This is a genomic window from Candidatus Cardinium sp. cByotN1, assembly GCF_022810525.1.
Lineage (GTDB): Bacteria > Bacteroidota > Bacteroidia > Cytophagales > Amoebophilaceae > Cardinium.
In genome coordinates, this window is record NZ_JAACGG010000015.1 from 1 (window position 1) to 1,931 (window position 1,931).

Genomic DNA, 1,931 nt, shown 5'->3' on the forward strand with positions numbered 1-1,931 from the left:
TTTGAACCCGCGCAGCGGGTGAGCTCTGTTTTTCCAACTCTAATAGGTGATTGCCGCAACTTTTTACCAGGGCTTGATTTTTTGCTTACTTTTTTATCAAGAAAAAAGTAAGATAAAAAAGCCTTATAATCAAATAAAAATAATTAAAAATTCCTTAAGTTGACGCCATTGTCTGTTCAGGAAGTTGATAAAAAAAGAATAAAAAATCAAGCCTTCTATAAAAAATTGCTGCAAGCCCCCCTTAGAGCTGATCGTAACTGTTTTACAAAATACAAAAGAAGTTTTTGGGGGGGATGCTGCCATAAAGCTTCATCCATAGAAAAAACCGCAAATAAATTAAAAAAATTCTTATATTTGCAAAGAAAGACTCAAGTAGCTTGGTGCTTAACTAGATTTTATCTATCATTTTTCCTAAATATCATATAGGCTACTCAGCCATCAAATTTAGTTATCTGCTTATTTATGTCCTTCCTAAGTCTGGAAAGACTGTAGATTCTTTAAAAATAATCAAATATAAACCGCAAATGAAAACCCTATTAATCGGACGATTTGCTGCTCTTTGCTTTTTTATGTTGCTTTTTTTATGCGGTGCTCAGTGTGGTACGAATAAACACAAACCAAAATCGCGCAATTTTAGATCTTCATTTAAAAATAAAGTTAATAATAGCAACCAAGATGGGGAAGAAGTAAAAAATATTGCTGATGTGGACCCTAATGACCCTAATGACGCTGATGAACCTAATGACCAAGCAAGTAACATGCAAGGTCCTGCTTCACTAACTGATGGTAATCATGTAGGCAATTTTGCTAACCCTGTTTTGGTTACAACTTCAATTACTGGTAGTCATGTAAATAGTTCTGCAGAGGCTAAGCCAATTCTAACTTCTTCTATTAATGGAAATATTAATTACTCATTTTCTAAAAAGAATCTGGATAACCAAGAACAACAAATAACCACTGACAACAATGCAGATAAAATAGCCAAGCTTAATTTTAATTATCAAAGAGATAAGTTGAAGATTCATAAAGAGAGGGAATATCTGGAGACTAAAATTGATGGACTAAAGGAAGAAAAATTTTTCTTAATGGAACTAGTACAAAAAGAAGAAAAAAAGTGGGCTTTGTTTAAAGATGAAAAATTAATCAGCGACCTTAGGAAAAAACTTGACGATTGCAATACTGAAATACACAAATATGAATCCGAAACTAATACTGTTGATAGTAAAGCAAAAAGTCTAGAAGAAAATTATAGAAAAGCACTACAAGACTTAGAGTAGAGTCAGCAATAACCAAGTATGATATGCTGAAAAGCTGCTGCGCTTCCAAGAAACTCATACCGTTTCTTTTTGTATCCGTTCACGACTGTGGTTTTTCTTCGATTATATTTAGCAACTCTTTGGTTTGCGTTGACGCAATTAGTAGAAAATGATTTTTTGGTTACTTTTTATCAAGAAAAAAGTAAGGGGAAAATACCTTACGGCTTAAATCTACCCATGTTAGTCATCCTTAAGTAGACGCCATTGGCTGAACAGCTACTTTGCAGACGTATCTTGTTGGCGACATTGGTGGTAAAAGCGATTTTATATCACTTTTGCTTGATCAAAAAGTGAACAAAAAATCAAGCCCTCTGTAAAAAGTTTCGGTAATCACCTATTAGAGCTGTAAAAACAGAACTTACCCGCTATGCGGGTTCAAACAAGCTGTTTTTCTAAGCAGCTCTAATAGGTGATTGCTAATCGAAACTATTTTACAAGGGGCGGTTTTATTAAATAACTCCAACATATTGTTGAATGGATAAGTAAAAATGACATTACTTTTTATAAAACTTGCTTAATCAACTGATTCATTAAATTAAAGGCATGGGCTGTTCACTGAATAGCGTCAACTTAAGGGATATATTTAATTGATTATTATATAATAATATATAAAAA

The 1,931-nt window shown here is 33.0% G+C and carries 1 protein-coding gene; it reads left to right on the forward strand.

The genetic code is table 11. The features are described 5' to 3' along the window. Nucleotides 1–524: 524 nt before the first annotated feature. Nucleotides 525–1,277, forward strand: a complete 753-nt coding sequence (locus MUW73_RS00560; RefSeq protein WP_243575144.1) for a hypothetical protein — start codon at nucleotides 525–527, stop codon at nucleotides 1,275–1,277. Nucleotides 1,278–1,931 lie beyond the last annotated feature (654 nt).

Excerpts from the sequence above, each read along its gene's own strand:
- MUW73_RS00560 (WP_243575144.1), top strand. The coding sequence starts at position 525 with ATGAAAACCCTATTAATCGGACGATTTGCTGCTCTTTGCTTTTTTATG.